The following is a 26,175-nucleotide window of genomic DNA, read 5'->3' on the forward strand; positions in this document are numbered from 1 at the left end:
GTTCGTGCCAGGATTCCGCCTGTGCTCCTCATCAACCGCAACTTCACCCTGCTCTGGGGCGGTCAGGCCGTCTCGCAGGTCGGCGACTTCGTCTTCGACACGACGCTGACGCTCTGGATCGGCACCCAGCTGCTGGCCGGCCGCTCCTACGCGCCGGCCGCCGTCTCCGGACTGCTGATCACCGTCGCCGTCGCGACGCTGCTGGTCGCTCCGCTGGCCGGGGTGTACGTGGACCGCTGGGACCTGCGCCGGACCATGCTCGGCACCGACCTGATCCGGGCCGCGCTGATCGGCGCGGTCGCGGTGCTGGCGTTCCTGCCGGGTGGCACCGTGCCGACCGGCGTCATGGTCGCGGTCGTCTACCTGGCGGTCTTCCTCAACACCGCCGTCTCGCAGTTCTTCAACCCGGCCCGGTTCGCGATCATCGGCGACGTGGTCGGCAGCGAGCTGCGGGTGAAGGCGGCCGGCATCGAGCAGTCCACCCAGGCGATCGCCTCGATCCTCGGCCCGCCGCTGGCCGCGCCGCTGCTCTTCACCGCCGGGGTGCGCTGGGCGCTGGCCGCCAACGCGCTCTCCTACCTGGTCTCGTTCCTGCTGGTCCGGGCGATCCGGACGCAGCCGCGCGAGCTGCCCGAGGTGCTGGAGGCGCCGAACTTCCGCGCCGAGCTCACCGAGGGCCTGCGGGTGGCGGCGGGCAACAAGGTGGTGCGGGTGATGCTGGCGGTGATCGCGCTGATCAGCATCGGGGTCGGGGCGCTCAGCACGGTGAACGTCTTCTTCGTGACCGACAACCTGCACACGGGCGTCAAGTGGTACGGCACGCTGGACATGGCGCTGGGCATCGGGCTGCTGGCCGGATCGGCGGTGGCGGCTCCGCTGGGCGCCAAGTTCGGCCTGCACCGCACGTTCCCGGCCGGGCTGTTGCTGATGGGGCTGCTGCTCATCACCTACGCGCGGATGACCTCGTTCGTGCCGGCGCTGATCCTGCTCGCGCTGCTCGGCCCGCCGCTCGCCATGCTGAACGCGGCGATCGCACCGCTGCTGATCGGTGCGGTGCCCGAGCAGTTCCTGGGCCGGGTCTTCTCGTTGGCCACCCCGGTGCAGCAGCTGGCGAACGTGATCGGCATGGGCCTGGCCGGCTGGCTCGCGAGCACCGTGCTGACCGGATTCCACGCGGACCTGGGCGGGCTGCACATCGGGCGGATCGACACCGTGCTGACCGTCGCTGCGGTGCTGGTGGTGCTGGGCGGGCTGTACGCGCTGGTGGGGCTGCGGAATCCGGCGGGCGCGGTGGCGGCGGAGGCGGTCTCGGAGACGGCGGCCGCGCCGGTCGAGTAGGTCGCCCAAGACGCCTCTGCGGATGGGCTGTTGGCCCCCCGATTGATCTGTCACGATGCGCTTCGGTGCAGTGATTTCGGGGGGAAGCATGCAGATCACCGTGTCGTACTACGAGACCTTCGAGGACATCGCCAGAGCCCTGCGGGTGGGCACCCGCAGGGCACGAAGACAGCTCATGATCCGCCTGGCCGCGGTGCTGGTGCTCGGGGCGGCGTACGTGGTGGTGAGCCGGGGTACTCCGCCGTCCTTCGCCGTGCTGTTTCCGGTCGTGGTGCTGGTGGTGCGGCTGGTGCGGCTGAAGCGGGCCGCGACTCCGGAGCAGCCGAACGGCCCGGCGCTCCTGGAGGCGGTCCTGACGCCCGAGCGGATCGTCTTCACGGCCCCCGATGGCGAAGTCAACCTGGTGTGGGCCCAGTTGCCCAAGGTGGAGGAGGACGCGGAGTACTTCTTCCTCTTCCTCAACCGGACGGCCGTCGCGGCACTCCCCAAGCGGGCGTTCAGCGCCGAGCAACTCGCCGAGCTGCAGGCGTTCCTGGTGACCCGGGACAGCGGGTGACAGCTCCGACTGCGCGCGCTGGTGCGGCCGTCGGGCGGATCAGGCCGCTGCCGTCACCAGGTGGTTCAGCACCTCGAGGTCCATCGGGGTCAGCTGCAGGTTCAGCTCCTCGCCGATCCATGCCGTGCTGGTGGCCTTGAGCATCCGCGCCCCGCGCGTGACCGGGACGTTCTGCAGTTCGGTCACCGTGTACGGCCCCGGGACCGCCGCCACGGTCAGGCCCTGGCGCCAGCGGAGCACCGGCCGGCCGCCCTTCGGGCGCTCCAGCAGCAGGATGCCGACCGCGGGGCGCGGGCCGTCGATCCGCACGGCTCGCGCGTACAGCGGGACGCCGCTCGCGAGCGCCGCGATGTCCGCGCGGGCGGTGCGCGGGGCGATGCCGCCGAGGGCGATCAGCAGACGGTCCACCCGGCGGCGCATCATCGCGGAGGTGGGCTGGGCACCCGCGATCTGCTGCTGGAGCCGGCGGGGCAGCGCCGCCATCACGATGCTGAGCACCAGCAGTCCGGCGACGAACTCGACGAGCGTCATCAGCAGCCGGCCCCCGTCGCCCAGGCCGAAGACATTCAGGATCAGCGTGCCCAGCACCAGCAGGGTGAGGGCGAGGGCGTAGCCGGTCACGATCAGCAGTCTCACGGGGGTCCTCTTCACAGGCGTCGTCGATCCGGTTCGGTCGGCGATCGCAGATGCTAGAGGGTCTCTTGATCTTGGCCGACGGCGACTCCCTCGCCACGTCAGAACAGAGCGGCAGTCAGTCCGTGGCCTTCGGATGGCCGGTCCCCGCGTAGGTGATCCAGGCTGTTCGGTCGGTGTCGTCGATCAGGTACCAGATCCGGCCCCCGCTGGTGACCTCGTACTGCCACCGCTCCAGCTCGTGCCCTTTGAACATCCCGCTGCCGAGCTTGCCCTTGAGTCTGTGCTGGCGGTCCGGGATGTCCGTCGCCCGAGGTGTGGAGCGGATCCTCTCGAAGGCACGACGCAGGTTTCCGGCCGCCTGCCGGCTCAGCTGTTCCCAGCCTTCGGCCGCTTCGGCGTTGGCGAACCGGAGGTCGTACTCGACACCGATGGGTGGGGGAGCGGCCCGGTCCCCTCGCTTGGGGCTCACTCGGTGGCCCCCGGTGCGGGGACTGGGCCGAGATCGCCGTCGGGCTCGCGGGTCAGCAGCGCCAGCAGGGCGGGGTCGGCGTGGATCTCCGCGCTGTGCTGCCACTGGGTGAGCAGCAGCGCGATCGGGGCAAGGTTGTCCAGGGCCACCGCACCGCGCGCCGTGTCCACCAGCTCCAGCAGGAGCGTGTCGACGTCCTCGGCGGGCAGGAACGTGCACCAGGGCAGCGCCTCGGGAAGTGCCTGGCGCAGGGCGTCGATGTTCCCGGTTCGCACGAGTCCGGCGAGCAGGCGCGAGGTGAAGTCGACGACCGAGGCGTCACGCTCCATCTGCTCGACCCGCATCAGCGCGAGGTCCCCCGCGTCACGGCGCCGCAGCCGAAGCGCGCGGACGGCGTCCAGTCTTCGTGTGGTCGCCGCCGGATGGTGGAGCAGTTCACTGAACGGCACGTCCTCGTAGGCCACGGTCATGACATCCACAGTAGCTCGGATGTAGTCGCCGGGTTCGGAAATCCCGTTGATCATCCGGGCGGCTCTGCGAAAGGATCAGCCGGACCCCTCGGGATGGAGCCCGCATGCGCACCGGTTCACAAGCGTCGACCGCCGGCCGGTTCGCCCGGTTCGCGGACGTGCCGCTGCTCGCGGTCGCCGTGGTGTGGGGGTCCAGCTTCCTCGCGGTGAAGCACCTGACCAGTGCCGGCACCGTGGTGCCGATGCTGGTGCTGCGGTTCGCGCTGGTGCTGCCGTTGCTCGCGGTGTTCGCGTGGCGCGGGCTGCGCTCGCTCGGGTGGGCGCAGTGGCGGGGGGCGGCGGTGCTCGGGGGGATCCTGGGCGGGATCTTCCTGCTGGAGAGCTACGGGGTGGTGCACACCTCGGCAACGAATGCCGGGCTGATCATCAGCCTGACGATGATCTTCACGCCGCTCGCCGAGAGCGCGGTGCGCCGCACGCCCGTGCCGCGCGCGTTCCTCGGGGCGGCCGCTCTGTCGCTGCTCGGGGTCGGGCTGCTCACCGAGGGGTCGGGCCTGCGGCCGCCCTCGCTGGGGGACCTGCTGGTGCTCGGCGCGGCCGTGCTGCGGACCGGGCACGTGCTCGCGATGTCCCGCAGCCGGGCGCTGCGCGGGGTGGACTCACTCGCCCTGACCTGGGTGCAACTGGCGAGCGCCGCGCTGGTGTTCGTGCTGGCGAGCCCGTTCGGCGGGCCGCCGCCGTGGCGGCTGGCGGCGGCCTGGGGGCCGGCGCAGTGGGCACTGCTGCTCTACCTGGCGCTGTTCTGCACGCTCTTCGCGTTCTTCGTCCAGATGTGGGCGGTCCGGGCCACCTCGCCGTCCCGGGTGAGCCTGCTGCTCGGCACCGAGCCGCTCTGGGCTGCGGTCTTCGGCATCGCGCTCGGCGGCGACCGCCTCAGCGCACCCGCGCTGCTCGGCGGCCTGCTCGTCCTCCTCGCCACCGAAGCCGGCCGCCGCGCCACCCTCCCCACCCCGGCCGAACCGGCCCCCGCCGCAGAGCCCGACCCGGCCTGACGAGCCAGCGGCGCACGACCTCCGCACGGGCGGCCACATCGGCCTGCATGAGCTTGTGAACGAAAGGTCAAGCGGCTGCCGCGAGCCCTTACCCGGGAGGGTGAGGGTCTCTATCACGTCAACATTGCGCCTATAAATTTGCGATGAGAGCAGAATAGTTGATATAGGCGCGCCGCTCTGACCAGCCGCTTCGCCGATGAATATGACAGTTTGCGACCATCTGGGTTCGTTGCGTACATATCTCGGGACTTGTCGCCATGGCAACCGGTTCGCGAGGTGGTGCAGATCACAAAGATCGTCCTGAAACGCGTGTCGCAGATCACAAGCCGACAGGCATAGGATGCGCTCGATCCGGGCTTGTGAACTGCCTCACATGGGGTGGATCCCGGGAACCGGATCACCGGATCACCCCACAGTGATCCGGTGGTTCCGATCTGCAGTCAAGGACGACTGGACGGAGGGAGCGACGGCAGATGAATGCCTACGCGCCGATCCTCGTACTCGGTGCCATCGCGGCGGCGTTCGCGGTCGGCTCCGTCGTGATGGCTTCGCTGACCGGCCCCAAGAGGTACAACCGGGCCAAGTTGGAAGCCTACGAGTGCGGTATCGAACCGACCCCGCAGCCACAGGGCGGCGGCCGGTTCCCGATCAAGTACTACCTGACGGCGATGCTCTTCATCGTCTTCGACATCGAGATCGTCTTCCTCTACCCGTGGGCGGTCAGCTTCGACGCCCTGGGGATCTTCGGGCTGGTCGAGATGCTTCTGTTCATCGCCACGGTCTTCGTCGCGTACGCCTACGTCTGGCGGCGCGGCGGCCTGGAATGGGATTAGAAGGGCACCCGCAGCAGCACGCAACTGCGGTGCGATCAGCTGGATTTGAGGCCACTGAGAGGGATGGGTAGATGGGAATCGAGGAGAAGCTGCCGAGCGGCTTTCTGCTCACCACGGTGGAGAGCGCCGCAGGCTGGGTGAGAAAGGCCTCGGTCTTCCCGGCCACCTTCGGGCTGGCGTGCTGCGCCATCGAGATGATGACCACCGGCGCCGGCCGTTACGACCTGGCCCGGTTCGGCATGGAGGTGTTCCGCGGTTCGCCGCGGCAGGCCGATCTGATGATCGTGGCGGGGCGGGTGAGCCAGAAGATGGCGCCGGTGCTCCGCCAGGTCTACGACCAGATGCCCAACCCGAAGTGGGTCATCTCGATGGGCGTCTGCGCGTCCTCGGGCGGCATGTTCAACAACTACGCGATCGTCCAGGGCGTCGACCACATCGTCCCGGTGGACATCTACCTGCCGGGGTGCCCGCCCCGCCCGGAGATGCTGCTGGACGCGATCCTCAAGCTGCACCAGAAGATCCAGCACGAGCCGCTCGGCGTGAACAAGCTCCGGGCCCAGGACGAGGCCGAGGAGCGTGCGCTGCACGCCACCCCGACCAGCGAGATGCGGGGGCTGCTGCGATGAGCGACGGCCCGCAGAACGAGACCCCGGTCGTCCCGGAGACCCGCAGGGAGATCCCGGTCGAGGTGGTCGGCAAGCGCCAGGGCATGTTCGGCGCGCACGGCAGCGGTGACACCTCCGGCTTCGGCGGCCTGGCCGCCGCGATCGTGCTGCCCGCGCCGGCCGAACGCCCGTACGGCGGCTGGTTCGACGAGGTGGCCGACGAGCTGGAGGGGGCCCTGGAGGAGCAGGGGCTGAACCCGGCCGCGGTGATCGAGAAGACCGTGGTGGACCGCGGCGAGCTGACCTTCCAGATCGCCCGCGAGTTCCTGCTGGCGACCGTGCAGACCCTGCGCGACGATCCGGCGCTGCGCTTCGAACTCTGCCTCGGCGTCAGCGGCGTGCACTACCCCGGCGAGGTGGGCCGGGAGCTGCACGCGGTCTACCACCTGCGCTCGATCACGCACACCCGGCTGATCCGGCTGGAGGTCACCGCGCCCGACGCCGACCCGCGGATCCCCTCCGTGGTCAAGGTCTATCCGACCAACGACTGGCACGAGCGCGAGGCCTACGACTTCTTCGGCATCGTCTTCGAGGGCCACCCGGCGCTCACCCGGATCATGATGCCGGACGACTGGCTGGGCCATCCGCAGCGCAAGGACTACCCGCTCGGCGGCATCCCCGTCGAGTACAAGGGAGCCCAGATCCCGGCACCCGATCAGCGGAGGTCGTACTCCTGATGAGCACTCAGTTCGAGGAAGCAGGAACCCGGGAGACCACCGAGGGCCGGGTCTTCACCGTCACCGGCGGCGACTGGGGCGAGGTGGTGGACGCCGTCGCGCGGGCCGACGACGAGCGGATCATCGTCAACATGGGCCCGCAGCACCCGTCCACGCACGGCGTGTTGCGGCTGATCCTGGAGATCGACGGCGAGACGGTGAAGGAGGCCCGGTGCGGCATCGGCTACCTGCACACCGGGATCGAGAAGAACCTGGAGTACCGCTCCTGGGTGCAGGGCACCACCTTCGTCACCCGGATGGACTACCTGATCCCGCTCTTCAACGAGACCGCGTACTGCCTCGCGGTGGAGAAGCTGCTGGGCATCACCGATGACATCCCGGACCGGGCGACGGTCCTGCGGGTGATGATGATGGAGCTCAACCGGATCTCCTCGCACCTGGTCTGCATGGCCACCGGCGGCATGGAGCTCGGCGCCACGACGCTGATGATCTTCGGCTTCCGGGACCGCGAAGTCATCCTGGACATCTTCGAGTTGGTCACCGGCCTGCGGATGAACCACGCGTACGTCCGGCCCGGCGGGCTGGCCCAGGACCTGCCGCCCGGCGCCGTGGACAAGATCCGCGAGGGCGTCAAGCTGCTCCGCTCCCGGCTGCACGAGTACGACAAACTCGCTTCCGGCAACCCGGTGTTCAAGGCCCGGCTGGTCGATGTCGGTCACCTCGACCTGGCCGGCTGCCTGGCGCTCGGCGCCACCGGCCCGATCCTGCGGGCCGCCGGCCTGCCGCACGACCTGCGCAAGTCCAACCCGTACTGCGGCTACGAGGACTACGAGTTCGACGTGGCGGTCGCCGACAGCGCGGACTCCTACGGGCGGTTCCTGATCCGCCTGGAGGAGATGCACCAGTCGCTGCGGATCGTCGAGCAGTGCCTGGACCGGCTGCGGCCCGGCCCGGTCATGGTGGGCGACAAGAAGATCGCCTGGCCGGCCCAACTCGCGGTCGGGCCGGACGGGATGGGCAACTCGCTGGACCACATCCGGCAGATCATGGGCACCTCGATGGAGGCCCTGATCCACCACTTCAAGCTGGTCACCGAGGGCTTCCGGGTCCCGGTCGGCCAGGCGTACGCGGCGGTCGAGTCGTCCAAGGGCGAGCTCGGCGTGCACGTGGTGAGCGACGGCGGCACCCGCCCGTACCGGGTGCACTTCCGCGACCCGTCCTTCACCAACCTGCAGTCGATGGCGGCGATGTGCGAGGGCGGCCAGGTGGCCGACGTGATCGTGGCGGTGGCCGGGATCGACCCGGTGATGGGAGGCGTGGACCGTTGAGCCCCGATGTTCGATCAGGCGCTGTTGGACTCGGCCTGCCGGCGATGCCGGCCAAGCCGTATCCGCCCGAGGTGCACGAGCGCCTCGCCGCGGACGCCGCCGAGCTGATCGGCCGCTACCCGCACGCCCGCTCGGCGCTGCTGCCGCTGCTGCACCTGGTGCAGGCCGAGGAGGGTTTCGTCAGCACGACCGGGATCCGGTTCTGCGCCGAGCAGTTGGAGCTGACCACGGCCGAGGTCACGGCCGTCGCGACGTTCTACACGATGTACCGGCGCCGGCCGGCCGGCAAGCACCACGTCGGCGTCTGCACGAACACGCTCTGCGCGGTGCTCGGCGGCGACCAGATCTTCGCCGAGCTCCAGGAGCACCTGGGCATCAAGAACAACGAGACCACCGCCGACGGCGAGATCTCGATCGAGCACATCGAGTGCAACGCGGCCTGCGACTACGCGCCCGTCGTGATGGTCAACTGGGAGTTCTTCGACAACCAGACGCCGCAGAGCGCCAAGCAGCTGGTCGATGACCTGCGCGCGGGCGCCGAGGTGCGGCCGACCCGCGGTGCCAAGCTCTGCTCCTTCAAGGAGACGGCCCGGATCCTGGCCGGGTTCCCGGACGAGCGGGCCGGTGCGAACGACGAGTCCGGCGCCGGCGGCGCGCCGAGCCTGGCCGGTCTGCGGCTCGCCAAGGGCGAGGCGCTGCCGGGCACGCCCGGCGCCCGGGTGGTGGCCCCGCGGGGCGAAGGGACGGAAGCGTGATGACCTCGACCGAGCCCGCGGAGAAGCTGCTCACCCCCGTGCTCTCCGCCTCCTGGGACGACCACCGGCCGTGGTCGCTGGAGACCTACCAGCGGCACGACGGCTACCAGGGCCTGCGCAACGCACTGGAGATGGACCCGGACGCGCTGATCGCGCTGGTCAAGGAGTCCGGTCTGCGCGGGCGCGGCGGTGCCGGCTTCCCGACCGGCATGAAGTGGCAGTTCATCCCGCAGAACGACGGCAAGCCGCACTACCTGGTGGTCAACGCCGACGAGTCCGAGCCGGGCACCTGCAAGGACATCCCGCTGCTCTTCGCCAACCCGCACGCGCTGATCGAGGGCATGGTGATCGCCTCCTACGCGATCCGCTGCGACCACGCGTTCATCTACCTGCGCGGCGAGGTGGTCCCGGTGCTGCGCCGGCTGCACGCCGCCGTGGCCGAGGCCTACGAGGCCGGCTTCCTCGGCAAGGACATCCTGGGCTCGGGCATCGACCTGGACATCACCGTGCACGCGGGCGCCGGCGCCTACATCTGCGGCGAGGAGACGGCGCTGCTCGACTCGCTGGAGGGCCGCCGCGGCCAGCCCCGGCTGCGGCCGCCGTTCCCGGCCATCGCCGGCCTGTACGCCTGCCCGACGGTGGTCAACAACGTCGAGTCGATCGCCTCGGTGCCGCCGATCCTGCTGCGCGGCAAGGAGTGGTTCACCTCGCTGGGCACCGAGAAGTCCCCGGGCTTCACGCTCTACTCGCTCTCCGGGCACGTCACCAACCCGGGCCAGTACGAGGCCCCGCTGGGCGTGACGCTGCGTCAGTTGCTGGAGATCAGCGGCGGGGTGCGGGCCGGGCACCGGCTCAAGTTCTGGACGCCGGGCGGCAGTTCGACCCCGATGTTCACCGACCAGCACCTCGACGTCCCCCTCGACTACGAGGGGGTCGGCGCGGCCGGCTCGATGCTCGGCACCAAGGCGCTGCAGATCTTCGACGAGACCACCTGCGTGGTCCGCGCGGTCACCCGGTGGACCGAGTTCTACGCCCACGAGTCCTGCGGCAAGTGCACGCCGTGCCGCGAAGGCACCTACTGGCTGGTCCAGTTGCTCAAGCGGATCGAGGCCGGCGAGGGCGTGGACGGCGATCTGGAGAAGCTGCTGGACATCGCCGACAACATCAACGGCAAGTCCTTCTGCGCGCTCGGCGACGGCGCGGCCAGCCCGATCTCCTCCTCGCTGCAGTACTTCCGCGCCGAGTACGAGCAGCACCTGACCGAGCGCCGCTGCCCGTTCGACCCGGCGGCCGCGACCGTCTGGGCCGACGGCAAGCCGGCCAAGACCCCCAAGCCCGCGACCGAGAGGGAGGTGCACGCGTGACCCTGACCGAGCCATCGAAGACCGTCACCGACCTCGTCACGCTCACCATCGACGGCGTCGAAGTCCAGGTCCCCAAGGGCACCCTGGTGATCCGGGCCGCCGAGCAGATCGGCACCCAGGTGCCGCGCTTCTGCGACCACCCGCTGCTCGACCCGGCCGGCGCCTGCCGGCAGTGCATCGTGGAGATCGAGGGCCAGCGCAAGCCGGTCGCCTCCTGCACGATCCCGGTCGCCGAGGGCATGGTGGTGCGCACCCAGCTCAGCTCGCCGGTCGCCGAGAAGGCCCAGCGCGGCGTGATGGAGCTGCTGCTGATCAACCACCCGCTGGACTGCCCGGTCTGCGACAAGGGCGGCGAGTGCCCGCTGCAGAACCAGGCGATGTCCACCGGCGCGGCCGACTCGCGCTTCGACGGCATGAAGCGCACCTACGAGAAGCCGATCCCGATCAGCAGCCAGGTGCTGCTCGACCGGGAGCGCTGCGTGCTCTGCGCACGCTGCACCCGGTTCTCCCAGCAGATCGCCGGTGACCCGTTCATCGAGCTGCTGGAGCGCGGCGCGCTGGAGCAGGTCGGCATCGGCGAGGGCGACGCCTTCGAGTCGTACTTCTCCGGCAACACGATCCAGATCTGCCCGGTCGGCGCGCTCACCTCGGCCGCCTACCGGTTCCGCTCCCGCCCGTTCGACCTGGTCTCCTCGCCGAGCGTCTGCGAGCACTGCTCCTCGGGCTGCTCGCTGCGCACCGACCACCGGCGCGGCAAGGTGCTGCGCCGCCTCGCCGGCGACGAGCCCGAGGTCAACGAGGAGTGGAGCTGCGACAAGGGCCGGTTCGCGTTCCGCTACGCGCAGCAGCGCGACCGGCTGACCTCCCCGCTGGTCCGCGGCGAGGACGGCGAGCTGCACCCGGCCTCCTGGCCGGAGGCGCTGGCCGCCGCCGCCGAGGGCCTGGCCGGCCGGCGCACCGCGGTGCTGCCCGGCGGCCGGGTGACGGTCGAGGACGCGTACGGCTACGCGAAGTTCGCCCGGGTGGTGCTCGGCACCAACGACGTGGACTTCCGGGCCCGCCCGCACAGCGGCGAGGAGGCCGACTTCCTGGCCGCCGCGATCGCCGGGCGCGGGCTGGACGTGGACGGCACGGGTGTCACGTACCGGCAGCTGGAGCAGGCCCCGGCCGTACTGCTCGCGGGCTTCGAGCCCGAGGAGGAGTCGCCGATCGTCTTCCTGCGGCTGCGCAAGGCGGCCCGGACCGGTGGGCTCCAGGTGTTCGCGATCGCCGACCACCGCTCGCGCGGCCTGACCAAGCTGGCCGGCTCGCTGCTGCCGGCGGCGCCCGGCACCGAGGCCGAGTGGCTCGGCGCACTGGCCGCCGAGGAGCCGCTCAGCGACGAGGCCGGGCGGGCCGCCGAACTGCTGCGCCGCCCCGGCAGCGTGATCCTGGTCGGCGAGCGCCTCGCGCAGACGGCCGGCGCGTTCACCTCGGCGCTGCGGCTCAGCCACGCGACCGGGGCCCGGCTCGCCTGGATCCCGCGCCGTGCGGGTGAGCGCGGCGCGCTGGAGGCGGGTGCGCTGCCGGGTCTGCTGCCCGGGGGCCGTCCGGTCACCGTGCCCGCCGCCCGCGCCGAGGCGGCCGCCGCCTGGGGCGTCGCCGAACTGCCCGCCCGGCACGGCCGTGACACCGGCCAGATCCTGGCCGCAGTGGCCCACGGCGATCTGGACGCGCTGGTGGTCGGCGGGGTGGATCCCGGCGACCTGCCGGACCCGCAGCTCGCCGAGGAGGCGCTGAGCCGGGCCGGCTTCGTGATCTCGCTGGAGCTGCGCCGCTCGGCCGTCACCGCGCACGCGGACGTCGTGCTGCCGGTCGCCGCGGTCGCCGAGAAGGCCGGCACCTTCCTGGACTGGGAGGGGCGGGCGCGACTGTTCGAGGCCGCGCTGAAGCCGGATCAGCTGATGGGCCGTCACCTGCACTCGGACGTACGGGTGCTGCACATGCTCGCGGACGCGATGGGACGCCCGCTCGGGCTGCCGGACATCCGGGCCGCCCGGCTGGAGCTGGACACCCTGGCGCCGTGGACCGGTGACCGCCCGGCGGCCCCGGCCGGCCACCCGGGCCCGCTGCCCCGGCCGGCCACCGGCCAGGCGGTACTGGCGGGTTGGCGGCTGCTGCTGGACGAAGGCTCGCTCCAGCGCGGTGATGAGCACCTGGCCGGCACCCGCCACCGGGCGGTCGCCCGGCTCTCGCCCGCGACCGCGGCCGAGATCGGCGCGACCACCGCGCTGCGGGTCACCGGACCGGCCGGCTCGCTGCGGCTGCCGCTGGAGATCACCGCGGAGCTCCCGGACCGCACGGTCTGGGTGCCGCTCAACTCCACCGAGAACGGCGCCTACCGCACGCTCGGCACCACCGTCGGTCACCTGGTGACCATCGCCCCGGCAGGGGAGGAGGAGCAGTGATCCCCCAAGCGCACCTCGCGCAGGCGCCGCTCGCGCTGGCGCACGTCGCGCAGGCGCAGCTCGCGCCGGCACATCTCGCGACCTACGAGACGCTGAGCTTCTTCGGCCGCGACCCGTGGTGGCTGATCGTGCTGAAGGCGGTCTTCTGCTTCGCCTTCCTGCTGATCACCGTGCTGGTCTCGATCGTCTGGGAACGCAAGGTCATCGCCTGGATGCAGCTGCGGATCGGCCCGAACCGGCACGGCCCCTGGGGCCTGCTCCAGTCGCTGGCCGACGGCGTGAAGCTCGCGCTCAAGGAAGACCTGGTGGTCGCCGGCGCGGACAAGGCGGTCTACATCCTGGCCCCGATCGTCTGCGCGATCCCGGCCTTCATGGCGATCGCGGTGATCCCGTTCGGCCCGGCCGACAACGAGATCTCGATCTTCGGCACCCGGACCCCGATGCAGCTCACCGACCTGCCGGTGGCGCTGCTCTACATCCTGGCCACCGCCTCGATCGGCATCTACGGCATCGTGCTGGCCGGCTGGTCCTCCGGCTCGACCTACCCGCTGCTCGGCGGCCTGCGCTCCTCGGCGCAGATGATCTCCTACGAGATCGCGATGGGCCTCTCGTTCGCCGCGGTCTTCATCTACTCCGGCTCGATGTCCACCTCGCAGATCGTCAGTTCGCAACAGCCGACCTGGTTCGCGGTGCTGCTACCGGTCTCGTTCATCGTGTACATCATCGCGATGGTCGGTGAGACGAACCGCGCGCCGTTCGACCTCCCGGAGGCCGAGGGCGAGCTGGTCGGCGGCTTCAACACCGAGTACAGCTCGCTGAAGTTCGCGATGTTCATGCTCGCCGAGTACATCAACATGGTGACCGTCTCGGCGGTCGCGAGCACGCTCTTCCTCGGCGGCTGGCGGGCTCCGTGGCCGGTCTCCACCTTCTGGGAGGGCGCCAACCACGGCTGGTGGCCGCTGCTCTGGATCATCATCAAGATCCAGCTGCTGATCTTCTTCTTCATCTGGCTGCGCGCCACGCTGCCCCGGATGCGCTACGACCAGTTCATGAAGCTGGGCTGGAAGGTGCTGATCCCGGTCTCGCTGGTCTGGCTGGTGATGGTGGCGAGCGTGCGGGCGCTGCGCAACGAGGGCCACGGCTTCGGCCAGGTGGTGCTCTACGTCGGGGCGCCGGTCGGCGCGGTGCTGCTGCTCTCGCTGCTCTGGGACGCGATGCGGACCAAGGAGAAGCCACAACAGTTCGAGCCCGCCGCGGAGTTCGACCCGATGGCGGGCGGCTACCCCGTCCCGCCGCTGCCCGGCCAGCAGTTGCCGCCGGTGCCACGCCGGCGCAGCCGGATCCCGCGGGCGATCCCGGCCGAGCCCGCCGAACCACTCGAGGACGCGCTGAACGGCGCCAACCATTCCGAAGGGAGCTGAACCGAGATGCCAGAACCCGACGACAAGCCGTCGCTGCTGGGACCGGCCGCAGGCTTCGGCGTGACCTTCACGGCCATGTTCAAGAAGCGGCTGACCGAGCAGTACCCGGAGTACCACAAGCCCACCGCCCCGCGCTTCCACGGCCGCCACCAGCTCAACCGGCACCCGGACGGCCTGGAGAAGTGCATCGGCTGCGAGCTGTGCGCCTGGGCCTGCCCGGCCGACGCGATCTACGTGGAGGGCGCCGACAACACCGAGGAGGAGCGTTACTCCCCGGGTGAGCGGTACGGCGCGGTCTACCAGATCAACTACGCCCGCTGCATCCTCTGCGGCCTCTGCATCGAGGCCTGCCCGACCCGCGCACTGACCATGACGAACGAGTACGAGCTGGCCGACTCCTCACGGGCCTCGCTGATCTTCACCAAGGAGCAGCTGCTGAGCGGCCTCACCGAGGGCATGGTCGAGGCGCCGCACGCGATGTACCCGGGCACCGACGACGGCGCGTACTACCGCGGCGAGGTCACCCACGCGGCGCCCGGCACGGTCACCCAGCAGCGGCACCCCCTTGAGGAGAAGGAGGCCACGGCATGACCTCCACGGGCGAGGCGGTCCAGTTCTGGGTGCTCGCGGTGATCGCGGTCGGCGGTGCGCTCGGCATGCTGACGATGCGCAAGGCCGTGCACAGCGCCCTCTGCCTGGCCGCCACCATGCTCGCGCTCGCGGTCTGCTACCTGGCCCAGGGCGCGGTCTTCCTGGGCGTGGTGCAGATCGTCGTCTACACCGGCGCGATCATGATGCTCTTCCTCTTCGTCGTGATGCTGGTCGGCGTGACCTCGGCGGACTCGCTGAAGGAGTCGCTGAAGGGCCAGCGGATCGCCGCCGTGCTCTGCGGCCTCGGCTTCGGGGTGCTGCTGATCGCGGGCATCGCGAACGCGAAGCTGGGCCACTTCACCGGCCTGGCCGAGGCGAACGCCGAGGGCAACGTGCAGGGCCTGGCCCGGCTGATCTTCACCAAGTACGTCTGGGCCTTCGAGGTCACCGGCGCACTGCTGATCACCGCGGCGATCGGCGCGATGGTGCTGACCCACCGCGAGCACGTGACGGCGCCGAAGACCCAGCGCGAGCTGGCCGCTCAGCGGATCAGGGACAACGTCCAGATCCCGCCGCTGCCGGCGCCCGGCGTCTACGCCCGGCACAACGCGGTGGACATCGCGGGCCTGCTGCCGGACGGCACCGTCGCCGAGAAGTCGGTGATGGCGACGTTGCGCGAGCGCGGCCAGATCCGCGACGTCAGCCAGGAGATGCTGCGGCGGATGGCGGAGCTGGAGAACAGCACCGCCGACTGGCTGGGCCGCCCGTCCTCGGAGCGGCCCAAGGCGCCCGGCCCGCGCCCGGCGCTGGAAACCAAGGAGAGCACGGCACAGCGGGCGAACGGCGAGAGCCAGGAGGAGGCCGAGTGAATCCCGTCAACTACCTGTACCTCGCTGCCCTGTTGTTCACCATCGGGGCATCCGGGGTGCTGATCCGGCGCAACGCGATCGTGCTCTTCATGTGCGTCGAGCTGATGCTCAACGCGTCCAACCTGGCGCTGGTCACCTTCTCCCGGCTGCACGGCAACCTGGACGGCCAGATCCTGGCCTTCTTCACCATGGTCGTCGCGGCGGCCGAGGTGGTGGTGGGCCTGGCCATCATCGTGAGCATCTTCCGGACCAGGCACTCGGCTTCGGTCGATGACAGCAACCTGATGAAGCTGTAGGGGCCCAGGGTGAACTCTCTCATTCCGCTGCTCGTGGCGGCCCCGCTGGCCGGTGCTGCCCTGTTGCTGCTCGGTGGCCGGGCGCTCGACCGGTTCGGGCACTGGCTCGGCACGTTGGCCGCCGCGCTCTCCTTCGTGTTCGGGCTGGTCCTCTTCTTCCAGATGCTGGGCCGCTCGACCGACCAACGGGCCGTCACCGAACAGCTGTTCAGCTGGATTCCGGTGGCCGGCTTCCAGGCCGACGTCGCCTTCCAGCTCGACCAACTCTCCGTCACCTTCGTCCTGTTGATCACCGGTGTCGGCTCGCTGATCCACCTCTACTCGATCGGCTACATGGCGCACGACGAGCGCCGCCGCCGCTTCTTCGGCTATCTGAACCTCTTCCTGGCCGCCATGCTGCTGCTCGTGCTGGCGAACAACTACCTGCTGCTGTACGTGGGTTGGGAGGGGGTCGGGCTCGCCTCGTACCTGCTGATCGGGTTCTGGCAGCACAAGCCGAGCGCGGCCACCGCCGCGAAGAAGGCGTTCATCGTCAACCGGGTCGGTGACGTCGGCCTGTCCATCGCGATCATGCTGATGTTCACCCAGTTCGGCAGCTTCGCGTTCACCCCGGTCTTCGGCGCCGCGCACCAGGCGAGCCAGGGCCGGCTGACCGCGATCGGCCTGATGCTGCTGCTCGCGGCCTGCGGCAAGTCGGCCCAGGTGCCGCTGCAGTCCTGGCTCGGTGACGCGATGGAGGGCCCGACCCCGGTCTCCGCGCTGATCCACGCGGCCACCATGGTGACCGCCGGCGTCTACCTGATCACCCGCTCCGGTGCCATCTTCAACCTGGCGCCGGACGCGCAGACCGCGGTGGTCTGCGTCGGAGCGGTGACGCTGCTCTTCGGTGCGATCGTCGGTTGCGCGAAGGACGACATCAAGAAGGCGCTGGCCGGCTCGACGATGTCGCAGATCGGCTACATGATCCTGGCGGCGGGCCTCGGTCCGATCGGCTACGTCTTCGCGATCATGCACCTGGTCACGCACGGCTTCTTCAAGGCCGGGCTCTTCCTCGGCGCCGGGTCGGTCATGCACGGCATGGACGACGAGGTGAACATGCGTCACTACGGCGGCCTGCGCAAGTACATGCCGATCACCTTCGTGACGTTCGGCCTCGGCTACCTGGCGATCATCGGGTTCCCCGGACTGTCCGGCTTCTTCTCCAAGGACAAGATCATCGAGGCCGCGTTCGCCAAGGGCGGCACCGAGGGCTGGATCCTCGGCCTGGTCACCCTGCTCGGCGCCGCGATCACCGCGTTCTACATGACCCGCGTGATGATCATGACCTTCTTCGGCGAGAAGCGCTGGCAGGCCAACGCAGAAGGCCACGAGCCGCACCCGCACGAGTCGCCGAAGACGATGACGCTGCCGATGATCGTGCTCGCCTTCGGCTCGGTCTTCGCCGGTGGCCTGTTCACCATCAACAGCTCGTTCCTGCACTGGCTGGAGCCGGTCACCGGCCACAGCGAGGGCAACTCGCCGCTGTCCTCGCTCACGGTCACGCTGATCACCTTCGTCTGCATGCTGGCCGGCGTCGGCGTCGCGTACCTGGTGTACGGGCGCTCGCCCGTGCCGGTCGCCGCGCCGGTGGGCTCGGCGCTCACCCGGGCGGCCCGCCGCGACCTGCTGCAGGACGACTTCAACCACGCCGTGCTGGTCCGCCCCGGCTCCGCGCTGACGGCCTCGCTGGTCTTCTTCGACAGCAAGGGACTGGACGGTTTCGTCAACGGCCTGGCCGCCACCATCGGAGGTATCTCCAGCAGGCTGCGCCGGGTGCAGAACGGCTACGTCCGCTCGTACGCGCTCTCCATGTTCGGCGGCACGCTGGTGCTGGTCGCCACCACCCTCCTGATGAGGTCGGTATGAATCTGATGTCCAGTCAGGAGGCAAGGCCATGAGTGCTCTACTGACCGCCACCTGCGCCGTACCGGCCGCCGGTGCGATCCTGACGGCCGCGCTGCCGGCCGGCACCACCGAGGCCCGGCGGCGCACCGCGAAGGCCGTCGCGCTCGGCGTCTCGGCTGTCACGCTCGCGCTCTCGGCCGCCGTTGCCGCCGACTTCAAGAGCGGTGGCCCGCGCTACCAGCTCACCGAGTCGTACAGCTGGATCCGCTCGTTCGGGATCAGCTTCTCGCTCGGTGTGGACGGGATCGGCGCCGTCCTGGTGCTGCTCACCGCCGTCCTGGTGCCGCTCGTCATGATCGCCGCCTGGCACGACGCCACGCCGGACACCAGCGACTCCGTCGCGGGCACGCCGGCGCCGGAGGGCACGTCGGACACTGCCACCTTCGAGGGGCGCCGCCGGACCCAGGGCTACTTCGCGCTGATCCTGGCCGTCGAGGCGATGGTGATCGTCTCCTTCCTGGCCACCGACGTGTTCCTGTTCTACGTCTTCTTCGAAGCCATGCTGATCCCGATGTACTTCCTGATCGGCGGCTTCGGCGACAAGGCCGGCGGGCCCGAGGCAGCCCGCCAACGCTCTTACGCGGCCGTCAAGTTCCTGCTCTACAACCTGCTCGGCGGCCTGGTCATGCTGGCCGCCGTGATCGGGCTGTACGTGATCGCGCAGCAGCAGGGCTTCGGCACCTTCGACCTGCAGACGCTGACCGGCGCGCTCGCCGACGGCAAGCTGGTGATCAACCCGACCGCGGAGCGCGCGCTCTTCCTCGGCTTCTTCTTCGCGTTCGCCGTGAAGGCCCCGCTCTGGCCGCTGCACACCTGGCTGCCGAACGCGATGGGCGAGTCCACCGCCGGAACGGCCGTGCTGATCACCGCGGTGGTCGACAAGGTCGGCACCTTCGCGATGCTCCGGTTCTGCCTGGGCCTCTTCCCGGACGCCTCGAAGTTCTTCGCGCCGGCGATCCTGGTGCTCGCCGTGATCGGGATCATCTACGGCGCGCTGCTGGCGGTCGGCCAGAAGGACATCAAGCGGCTGGTCGCGTACGCCTCGATCTCGCACTTCGGCTTCATCATCATGGGCATCTTCGCGATGACCAGCCAGGGCCAGAGCGGCGCCACGCTCTACATGGTCAACCACGGCATCTCGACCGCGCTGCTGATGCTGGTCGCCGGGTTCCTGATCTCGCGGCGCGGCTCGCGGCTGATCGCCGACTTCGGCGGCGTGCAGAAGGTCGCGCCGGTGCTCGCCGGCACCTTCCTGGTCGGCGGCCTGGCCACCCTCTCGCTGCCGGGGCTGGCCCCGTTCGTCAGCGAGTTCCTGGTCCTGGTCGGCACCTTCAGCCGCTACCCGGCGCTGGGCATCGTCGCCACGCTCGGCATCGTGCTCGCCGCGCTCTACGTGCTGGTGCTCTACCAGCGCACCATGACCGGGCCGGTCAGGGAGTCGGTCAGCGGCATGGCCGACCTGAAGGCCCGTGAGCTGCTGGTGGCCACCCCGCTGATCGCGCTGACCCTGGTGCTGGGCGTCTACCCGAAGCCGCTCACCGATCTGGTGAACCCGGCGGTGGCCGACACGCTCACCCAGGTGCACCGGCCCGACCCGATCCCGGCCCACCCGGTCTTCTTCTCCAGCACGACAGCCTCCGGCACGACAGGGGTGAACCAGTGACTGTCCCCAGCCTGTGGATGGCGGCCGCCAACGGCAGCACGCCGAGCATCCCGGCGCCGCAGATCGAGTACGGCCAGCTCTCGCCGATGCTGATCGTCTTCGGCACGGCCGTGGTCGGGATCCTGGTGGAGGCCTTCGTGCCCCGCCGGGCCCGCTACGCCACCCAGGTGACGCTCGCGCTGACCGGCCTGGCCGGCGCGTTCATCGCCCTGATCGTGCTCGCGAGCGAGGGCTACGGCTCGACCAAGAGCGGCCTGCTCGCGATGGGCTCGGTCGCGCTGGACGGCCCGGCGCTCTTCCTGCAGGGCGTGATCCTGCTGGCCGCCGTCGTCGCCGTGCTGCTCTACGCCGAGCGGCGGCTCGACCCGCGCACCGAGGGCGTCGCCACCGACGCGTTCACCGCGCAGGGCTCGGCCGCCCCCGGCGGCGAGCAGGAGCGGCTCGCGGTCAAGGCGGGCTTCGCGACCACCGAGGTCTACCCGCTGACGCTCTTCGCGGTCGGCGGGATGCTGCTCTTCCCGGCGGCGAACGACCTGCTGACCATGTTCGTGGCACTGGAGGTCTTCTCGCTCCCGCTCTACCTGCTCTGCGCGCTGGCCCGGCGCCGCCGGCTGCTCTCCCAGGAGGCGGCGGTCAAGTACTTCCTGCTCGGCTCGTTCGCCTCGGCGTTCTTCCTCTTCGGCAGCGCGCTGCTGTACGGGTACTCGGGCAGCTTCCGGCTGCCGGAGATCGCCGACGTGATCTCCGGGACGGCCCCGGCCACCCCGGCGCTCGCGGTCAGCACCCAGAACGACGCGCTGCTGCTGATCGGCCTGGCGATGGTCGCGGTCGGCCTGCTCTTCAAGGTCGGCGCGGTGCCGTTCCACGCCTGGACGCCGGACGTCTACCAGGGCGCGCCGACCCCGGTCACCGGCTTCATGGCGGCCGCCACCAAGGTCGCCGCGTTCGGCGCGCTGCTGCGGCTCTTCTACGTGGCGTTCCCCGGGCTGCGCTGGGACTGGCGCCCGGTCATGTGGGGTGTGGCGATCCTCACCATGGTGGTCGGCGCGATCCTGGCGGTCACCCAGCAGGACGTGAAGCGGCTGCTGGCGTACTCCTCGATCGCGCACGCCGGCTTCATCCTGACCGGCGTGATCGCCACCAACCGGCAGGGCCTGGGCGCGGTGCTCTTCTACCTGCTCTCGTACTCCTTCGTGACGCTCGGCGCGTTCGCGGTGGTCACGCTGGTGCGCGACTCCAAGGGCGAGGCGACCCACCTGTCCAGCTGGGCGGGGCTCGGGCGGCGCTCGCCGCTGCTCGCCGCGGTCTTCGCGCTCTTCCTGCTGGCCTTCGCCGGCATCCCGCTGACCAGCGGGTTCACGGGGAAGTTCGCGGTCTTCCAGGCCGCGGCGGCGGGCGGTGCGACGCCGCTGGTGATCGTCGGTGTGCTCAGCTCGGCGGTCGCGGCGTTCTTCTACATCCGGGTCATCGTGCTGATGTTCTTCTCCGACCCGCAGCCGAACGGGCCCTCGGTCGCGATCCCGAGCGTCTTCACCTCGACCGCGATCACGCTCGGTGTGCTGGTCACGCTCGGGCTCGGTCTGCTGCCGCAGTACTTCCTCGATCTGGCCCAGAAGGCGGCGATGTTCACCAGATGACGAGCCGTCCGCCGATCCGGTGACGGCAGACCGCTGCCGGATTCCGTACCCGACCGGCGGACTCCCGACACGACTGGGCGGACTCCGTACACGACCGGGCCCGGGGCGCTGAGCCCCGGGCCCGGCGCCCTTCTGGGGCCTGTACCCGCACGCCCGTACAGTGATCCACATGCGACCGGATACGCTGCTGGGGAACGGCAGCGGCGGCATCAGGGCCCGGACCGCATGATCGACCGGCGACAGGAGTGGTCTTCGTGACCGTCGTGGAACCCTTCGGGCTCAGCGTGCAGGACCGCGATCTGACGCGCGACGTGCAGGCCGGGCTGGAGGCAGTGGAAGCCGCGCTGGCCGAGGCCGTGAAGAGCGACGTCCCGTTCATCAGCATCACCGCGAGCCACCTGCTGGAGGCCGGCGGCAAGCGCTTCCGCCCGCTGCTGGTGATGCTCGGTGCCCAGTTCGGCGACCCGTACGCGCCCGGCGTGGTGCCGGCCGCCGTCGTCGTCGAGCTCACCCACCTGGCCACGCTGTACCACGACGACGTGATGGACGAGGCCCCCGTGCGGCGGGGCGTGGCCACTGCGAACGCCCGCTGGGACAACTCGGTGGCGATCCTGACCGGCGACTTCCTCTTCTCGCGGGCCTCGCAGGTGCTGGCCGACCTCGGCCCGGAGGCGGTCCGGATCCAGGCCGACGCGTTCGAGCGGCTGGTCACCGGTCAGATCCTGGAGACCGCCGGGCCTGGCCCCGGCGAGGACCCGCTGGCCCACTACCTGGACGTGCTCAGCGGCAAGACCGGCGCGCTGATCGCCGTCTCCGGCCGGTTCGGCGCGCTGATGGCAGGCGCCGAGCCGTGGGTGGTGGACATCCTCACCCAGTACGGCGAGAAGATGGGCCTGGCCTTCCAGCTCGCCGACGACGTGCTGGACATCGCGAGCGACGGCCACGAGTCCGGCAAGACCCCCGGCACCGACCTGCGCGAGGGCGTGCCGACGCTGCCGGTGCTGCTGCTGCGCTCGATGCCGGTGGACCCGAGCGACCCCGAGGACGCCCGGCTGCGCGAGCTGCTCCAGCTGGAGCTGACCGACGATCAGCTGCACGCCGAGGCGCTGCGCCTGCTGCGCCGCCACCCGGCGCTGGAGCGGGCCCGCCGCGAGACGCTGCGCTACGCCGAGGAGGCGCGCGCGCTGCTCGCCCCGCTGCCGGAGTGCCCGGCGAAGGCGGCGCTCCAGGGGCTCTGCGACGCGGTGGCCATCCGTACGATGTGATCATCGTTCCGGGAACGCTCCTGGGAGGGGTAGTTCCCGGGTTGATCCTGGGTAGGGGAGAGGCACCATGCTGCGCGTCGTCATCGCCGAGGACTCGGTCCTGCTCCGGGAGGGCCTGACCCGGCTGCTCACCGACCGCGGTCTGGAGGTGGTGGCCGGGGTCGGCGACGGCGAGGCGCTGCTGGCCGTGATCCACGAGCTGGCCGCCGCCGACGCGCTGCCGGACGTGGTCGTCGCCGACGTGCGGATGCCCCCCACCCACACCGACGAGGGCGTGCGCGCCTGCGTCACGCTGCGCGGGCTGTACCCCGGGCTCGGGGTGCTGGTGCTCTCCCAGTACGTCGAGCAGCAGTACGCCTCGGAGCTGCTGGCCGGCTCGACCAGGGGCGTCGGCTACCTGCTCAAGGACCGGGTGGCCGAGGTGCGCGAGTTCGTCGACGCGGTGGTCCGGGTGGCCGCCGGCGGCACCGCGCTGGACCCGGAGGTGGTCCAGCAGCTGCTCAGCCGCAGCCGCAAGGGAGACGTGCTGGCCTGCCTGACCCCGCGTGAGCGCGAGGTGCTCGGCCTGATGGCGGAGGGGCGCACCAACACCGCGGTGGCCCGCCGTCTGGTGGTCTCGGACGGCGCGGTGGAGAAGCACGTGAGCAACATCTTCCAGAAGCTCGGGCTGACCCAGAGCTCCGAGGACCACCGCCGGGTGCTCGCGGTGCTCACCTACCTGAACTCCTGACGCCCACCTCGACGCGTGACGCGGGCGCCCCGAAATCGATTGTTCGTCCACGGTCTGGGATGCCCGTTCGGCCAGTGGGACGGCCGGAAATAAGGCAGTGCGATCGGCTTGCTTTAGATCCCGCCTAGGAATTCTCTACCCGCATAGGATGCGATCGGTGCACCAGGCGGACGGGGCACACGGCTCACGCCCGCGGCTGGTACCCCTGAGGGAGGTCCGCGGCAGTGACCAGCGAGGTCGATCAGGTAGAGGCAGCGAGTGACGGGGCGGAGGGCCCGGGCGGCCTTCCGGCGCCGGGCACGTCGCGCGGGTCCAAGCCGATCCGGCGCCTGGATCGAGTGATCATCCGGTTCGCGGGGGACTCGGGTGACGGCATGCAGCTCACCGGAGACCGGTTCACCTCGGAGACGGCTTCCTTCGGCAACGACCTCTCGACGCTGCCGAACTTCCCGGCCGAGATCCGGGCACCCGCCGGCACGTTGCCGGGCGTCTCCAGTTTCCAGCTGCACTTCGCCGACCACGACATCCTCACCCCGGGTGACGCGCCGAACGTGCTGGTCGCGATGAACCCGGCCGCCCTCAAGGCGAACCTGGCCGACCTGCCGCGCGGCGCCGAGATCATCGTGGACAGCGACGAGTTCACCAAGCGGGCGCTGGCCAAGGTGGGTTACCCGGCCGACCCGCTGGCGGACGGCTCGCTGGAGGCGTACCGGCTGCACAAGGTGCCGCTGACCACGCTGACGCTGGAGGCGCTGAAGGAGAGCGGGCTGGCCCGCAAGGACGCCGAGCGCGCCAAGAACATGTTCGCGCTCGGGCTGCTCTCCTGGATGTACCACCGGCCGACCAAGGGGACCGAGGCGTTCCTGCGGCAGAAGTTCGCCAAGAAGCCCGCGATCGCCGAGGCCAACGTCCTGGCGTTCCGCTCGGGCTGGAACTTCGGTGAGACGACCGAGGAGTTCGCGGTCTCCTACGAGGTGCCGCCGGCGAAGCTGCCGGCCGGCCGCTACCGCAACATCTCCGGCAACCTCGCGCTCTCCTACGGCCTGGTCGCGGCCGGCGAGCGCTCCGGGCTGCCGCTCTTCCTCGGCTCGTACCCGATCACGCCGGCCTCGGACATCCTGCACGAGCTCTCCAAGCACAAGAACTTCGGCGTGCGGACCTTCCAGGCCGAGGACGAGATCGCCGGCATCGGCGCCGCGCTCGGTGCGGCCTTCGGCGGCTCGCTCGGCGTCACCACCACCTCCGGCCCGGGCGTGGCGCTCAAGTCGGAGACCATCGGCCTGGCCGTCTCGCTCGAACTGCCGCTGCTGGTCATCGACATCCAGCGCGGCGGCCCGTCCACCGGACTGCCGACCAAGACCGAGCAGGCCGACCTGCTGCAGGCGATGTTCGGCCGCAACGGCGAGGCGCCGGTGCCGATCGTGGCCCCGGCCACGCCCGCCGAGTGCTTCTGGGCGGCGCTGGAGGCGGCCCGGATCGCGGTCACCTACCGCACCCCGGTGTTCCTGCTCTCGGACGGCTACCTGGCCAACGGCTCGGAGCCCTGGCGGATCCCCGAGGCGGACGAACTGCCGCGGATCGAACCGCAGTTCGCCACCGCGCCGAACCACGTGCTGGAGGACGGCAGCGAGGCGTTCTGGCCGTACAAGCGCGATCCGCAGACGCTGGCCCGCCCGTGGGCGGTGCCCGGCACGGCCGGTCTGGAGCACCGGGTCGGCGGCATCGAGAAGCAGGACGGCACCGGCAACATCTCCTACGACCCGGCCAACCACGACCTGATGGTCCGCACCCGCCAGGCCAAGATCGACGGCATCGACGTCGCGCCGATCGAGGTCGACGACCCGGACGGCGACGCCCGGGTGCTGGTGCTCGGCTGGGGCTCGACCTACGGGCCGATCGCGGCCGCGGTGCGCCGGGTGCGCGCCGACGGCGGCCGGGTGGCCCAGGCGCACCTGCGCCACCTCAACCCGTTCCCCGCCAACCTGGGCGCGGTACTGGGTGGTTACGACAAGGTCATCGTGCCCGAGATGAACCTCGGGCAGCTCGCGCTACTGCTGCGCGCCAAGTACCTGGTGGACGCCGAGTCCTACAACCAGGTGCGTGGACTGCCTTTCAAGGCGGCCCAGTTGGCGGATGTGCTGTGGGCGGCGATCGGGACGCTGGACGGGAGCGACGGCAAATGAGTACCGGTAACACTTCGGGCTTCAAGTCCCTGACGCTGGTGCCGAAGGCGGACGCACCGCAGAGCGCCAAGGACTTCAAGTCGGACCAGGAGGTGCGCTGGTGCCCCGGTTGCGGGGACTACGCGATCCTCGCGGCGGTCCAGTCGTTCATGCCGGAGCTGGGCATCCGGCGGGAGAACACCGTCTTCGTCTCCGGGATCGGCTGCTCCTCGCGGTTCCCGTACTACCTCAACACCTACGGGATGCACTCGATCCACGGCCGGGCACCGGCGATCGCCACCGGCCTGGCCGCCTCGCGGCAGGACCTGAGCGTCTGGGTCGTCACCGGCGACGGCGACGCCCTCTCGATCGGCGGCAACCACCTGATCCACGCGCTGCGCCGCAACGTCAACCTGAAGATCCTGCTCTTCAACAACCGGATCTACGGCCTCACCAAGGGCCAGTACTCACCGACCAGCGAACGCGGCAAGATCACCAAGTCCACCCCGATGGGCTCGCTGGACGCGCCGTTCAACCCGGTCTCGCTCGCGATCGGCGCCGAGGCCACCTTCGTGGCCCGCACCATCGACTCCGACCGCAAGCACCTCACCTCGGTCCTGCGCGCGGCCGCCGAGCACGAGGGCACCGCCCTGGTGGAGATCTACCAGAACTGCAACATCTTCAACGACGGCGCCTTCGACGTCCTCAAGGAACCGGCCACCGCCGACCAGGCGCTGATCCGCCTCGAACACGGACAGCCGATCCGCTTCGCCGACCAGGGCGTCTTCCGCGACCAGGCCACCGGCGAACTGCGCACCGACACCGTCACACCGGCCAACGAGGCCCAGGTGCTCGTCCACGACGCACACGCGGCCAGCCCCGTCACCGCCTTCGCACTCTCCCGCCTCGCCGACGCCGACACCCTGCACCACACCCCGATCGGCGTGCTGCGCGACATCCAGCGCCCGGTCTACGACACGCTGATGGCCGAGCAACTCGCCACCGCC

At 70.5% G+C, this 26,175-nt stretch carries 24 protein-coding genes; 21 read left to right on the top strand and 3 right to left on the bottom strand.

Going from position 1 to position 26,175, the window contains the following annotated elements:
- The first annotated feature begins 21 nt into the window (after window positions 1-21).
- Together AC060L_RS19665 and AC060L_RS19670 are read left to right on the top strand one after the other, a co-directional pair.
- A complete protein-coding gene (locus AC060L_RS19665; protein WP_483800105.1) occupies window positions 22-1,338 on the top strand; it encodes an MFS transporter in 1,317 nt (438 codons plus the stop codon).
- Window positions 1,339-1,426: 88 nt separating this feature from the next.
- Window positions 1,427-1,894, top strand: coding sequence for a YcxB family protein (locus AC060L_RS19670; RefSeq protein WP_483800106.1), 468 nt, complete (start codon window positions 1,427-1,429; stop codon window positions 1,892-1,894).
- Between the two features lie 39 nt (window positions 1,895-1,933).
- Here the strand turns inward: AC060L_RS19670 and AC060L_RS19675 are convergent, their stop codons facing one another.
- The 3 genes from AC060L_RS19675 to AC060L_RS19685 form a co-directional block, all read right to left on the bottom strand.
- A complete protein-coding gene (locus tag AC060L_RS19675) occupies window positions 1,934-2,530 on the bottom strand; it encodes a hypothetical protein (RefSeq protein ID WP_483800107.1) in 597 nt (198 codons plus the stop codon).
- 115 nt (window positions 2,531-2,645) lie between these two features.
- A complete protein-coding gene (locus AC060L_RS19680) occupies window positions 2,646-2,999 on the bottom strand; it encodes a hypothetical protein (protein ID WP_483800108.1) in 354 nt (117 codons plus the stop codon).
- Complete coding sequence (locus tag AC060L_RS19685) at window positions 2,996-3,469, bottom strand: hypothetical protein (protein WP_483800109.1); 474 nt, start codon at window positions 3,467-3,469, stop codon at window positions 2,996-2,998. Before AC060L_RS19685 ends, AC060L_RS19680 begins: the two co-directional genes overlap by 4 nt.
- Before the next feature lie 104 nt (window positions 3,470-3,573).
- Here AC060L_RS19685 and AC060L_RS19690 point away from each other — a divergent pair, with 104 nt between their 5' ends.
- The 19 genes from AC060L_RS19690 to AC060L_RS19780 all read left to right on the top strand — a co-directional run.
- Complete coding sequence (locus tag AC060L_RS19690; RefSeq protein WP_483800110.1) at window positions 3,574-4,521, top strand: DMT family transporter; 948 nt, start codon at window positions 3,574-3,576, stop codon at window positions 4,519-4,521.
- Window positions 4,522-4,994: 473 nt separating this feature from the next.
- Window positions 4,995-5,354, top strand: coding sequence for an NADH-quinone oxidoreductase subunit A (locus AC060L_RS19695; RefSeq protein ID WP_483800111.1), 360 nt, complete (start codon window positions 4,995-4,997; stop codon window positions 5,352-5,354).
- A 71-nt stretch (window positions 5,355-5,425) separates the two neighbouring features.
- Window positions 5,426-5,980 carry a NuoB/complex I 20 kDa subunit family protein gene (locus AC060L_RS19700; RefSeq protein WP_483800112.1) on the top strand — a complete coding sequence of 185 codons (555 nt, stop codon included), beginning with the start codon at window positions 5,426-5,428 and terminating at the stop codon, window positions 5,978-5,980.
- Entirely contained in the window at window positions 5,977-6,696 is a 720-nt protein-coding gene (locus tag AC060L_RS19705; protein WP_483800113.1) for an NADH-quinone oxidoreductase subunit C, read from the top strand. Before AC060L_RS19700 ends, AC060L_RS19705 begins: the two co-directional genes overlap by 4 nt.
- Window positions 6,696-8,024: an NADH-quinone oxidoreductase subunit D gene (locus tag AC060L_RS19710; RefSeq protein WP_483800114.1), complete on the top strand. Its 1,329-nt coding sequence runs from the start codon at window positions 6,696-6,698 to the stop codon at window positions 8,022-8,024. Before AC060L_RS19705 ends, AC060L_RS19710 begins: the two co-directional genes overlap by 1 nt.
- Window positions 8,025-8,068: 44 nt before the next feature.
- Window positions 8,069-8,779, top strand: a complete 711-nt coding sequence (gene nuoE, locus AC060L_RS19715; RefSeq protein WP_483800115.1) for an NADH-quinone oxidoreductase subunit NuoE — start codon at window positions 8,069-8,071, stop codon at window positions 8,777-8,779.
- Complete coding sequence (gene nuoF, locus AC060L_RS19720) at window positions 8,779-10,143, top strand: NADH-quinone oxidoreductase subunit NuoF (RefSeq protein WP_483800116.1); 1,365 nt, start codon at window positions 8,779-8,781, stop codon at window positions 10,141-10,143. Before nuoE ends, nuoF begins: the two co-directional genes overlap by 1 nt.
- Entirely contained in the window at window positions 10,140-12,590 is a 2,451-nt protein-coding gene (locus AC060L_RS19725) for an NADH-quinone oxidoreductase subunit G (protein ID WP_483800117.1), read from the top strand. The genes nuoF and AC060L_RS19725 overlap by 4 nt, the downstream gene beginning before the upstream one ends.
- 35 nt (window positions 12,591-12,625) lie before the next feature.
- Window positions 12,626-14,011, top strand: coding sequence for an NADH-quinone oxidoreductase subunit NuoH (gene nuoH, locus AC060L_RS19730; RefSeq protein WP_483800136.1), 1,386 nt, complete (start codon window positions 12,626-12,628; stop codon window positions 14,009-14,011).
- A 6-nt stretch (window positions 14,012-14,017) separates the two neighbouring features.
- Window positions 14,018-14,602 (top strand): NADH-quinone oxidoreductase subunit NuoI, encoded by a 585-nt coding sequence (nuoI, locus tag AC060L_RS19735; protein WP_483800118.1) that lies wholly within the window; start codon window positions 14,018-14,020, stop codon window positions 14,600-14,602.
- Window positions 14,599-15,471 carry an NADH-quinone oxidoreductase subunit J gene (locus AC060L_RS19740; protein ID WP_483800119.1) on the top strand — a complete coding sequence of 291 codons (873 nt, stop codon included), beginning with the start codon at window positions 14,599-14,601 and terminating at the stop codon, window positions 15,469-15,471. Before nuoI ends, AC060L_RS19740 begins: the two co-directional genes overlap by 4 nt.
- Complete coding sequence (gene nuoK / locus AC060L_RS19745; RefSeq protein WP_043915678.1) at window positions 15,468-15,767, top strand: NADH-quinone oxidoreductase subunit NuoK; 300 nt, start codon at window positions 15,468-15,470, stop codon at window positions 15,765-15,767. The genes AC060L_RS19740 and nuoK overlap by 4 nt, the downstream gene beginning before the upstream one ends.
- Before the next feature lie 9 nt (window positions 15,768-15,776).
- The gene (gene nuoL / locus AC060L_RS19750) at window positions 15,777-17,672 is read left to right on the top strand and encodes an NADH-quinone oxidoreductase subunit L (protein WP_483800120.1); all 1,896 of its coding nucleotides are present in this window, start codon (window positions 15,777-15,779) and stop codon (window positions 17,670-17,672) included.
- Window positions 17,673-17,700: 28 nt separating this feature from the next.
- Window positions 17,701-19,374 carry an NADH-quinone oxidoreductase subunit M gene (locus AC060L_RS19755; protein WP_483800121.1) on the top strand — a complete coding sequence of 558 codons (1,674 nt, stop codon included), beginning with the start codon at window positions 17,701-17,703 and terminating at the stop codon, window positions 19,372-19,374.
- A gap of 17 nt (window positions 19,375-19,391) precedes the next feature.
- Window positions 19,392-21,011, top strand: a complete 1,620-nt coding sequence (nuoN, locus tag AC060L_RS19760; protein WP_483800137.1) for an NADH-quinone oxidoreductase subunit NuoN — start codon at window positions 19,392-19,394, stop codon at window positions 21,009-21,011.
- Between the two features lie 254 nt (window positions 21,012-21,265).
- Window positions 21,266-22,276 (top strand): polyprenyl synthetase family protein, encoded by a 1,011-nt coding sequence (locus AC060L_RS19765; protein WP_483800122.1) that lies wholly within the window; start codon window positions 21,266-21,268, stop codon window positions 22,274-22,276.
- Between the two features lie 67 nt (window positions 22,277-22,343).
- Window positions 22,344-23,006 carry a LuxR C-terminal-related transcriptional regulator gene (locus AC060L_RS19770; RefSeq protein ID WP_483800123.1) on the top strand — a complete coding sequence of 221 codons (663 nt, stop codon included), beginning with the start codon at window positions 22,344-22,346 and terminating at the stop codon, window positions 23,004-23,006.
- 320 nt (window positions 23,007-23,326) lie between these two features.
- Window positions 23,327-25,189, top strand: a complete 1,863-nt coding sequence (locus tag AC060L_RS19775; RefSeq protein WP_483800138.1) for a 2-oxoacid:acceptor oxidoreductase subunit alpha — start codon at window positions 23,327-23,329, stop codon at window positions 25,187-25,189.
- Window positions 25,186-26,175 (top strand): 2-oxoacid:ferredoxin oxidoreductase subunit beta (locus AC060L_RS19780; RefSeq protein WP_483800124.1); only part of this gene is annotated, 990 nt, incomplete at its 3' end. The genes AC060L_RS19775 and AC060L_RS19780, both read left to right, overlap by 4 nt.

Source organism: Kitasatospora sp. NEAU-69 (assembly GCF_057158765.1).